Genomic DNA, 394 nt, shown 5'->3' on the forward strand with positions numbered 1-394 from the left:
ACGTCATGGGAGCGCCACGACCACGCACGCCGTGCGAGCAGCACTACAGCGATCGCAGGCTTCGCTCGCGACGCTGAGCAAGGAGTTCGGGATCAACCCGAAAACAGTTGCAAAATGGCGGAAGCGTGAGACTGTCGAAGATCAGAAAACTGGCCCTAAAGAGCCTCGCTCAACGAGCCTGACAGAAACCGAAGAAGCCATGGCAGTCGCCTTTCGCCGGCATACTTTACTGCCGCTGGATGACTGCCTTTATGCCCTGCAGGCCAGCATTCCTCATCTGACACGTTCGGCCCTGCATCGCTGCTTTCAGCGTCACGGGATATCCCGGCTTCCGGATATCGAGGGAGACAAGCCCAAACGACAGCGTTTCAAACGCTATCCCATCGGCTTTTTT

Annotated in this window: 1 pseudogene; it reads left to right on the forward strand. The window is 57.1% G+C overall.

The features are described from left to right. Window positions 1-394 (forward strand): annotated as a pseudogene (locus HK24_RS05695) (IS481 family transposase); the annotation flags it as partial.

It is taken from the genome of Gluconobacter sp. DsW_058, assembly GCF_002153615.1.
Taxonomy (GTDB): Bacteria; Pseudomonadota; Alphaproteobacteria; order Acetobacterales; family Acetobacteraceae; genus Gluconobacter; species Gluconobacter cerinus.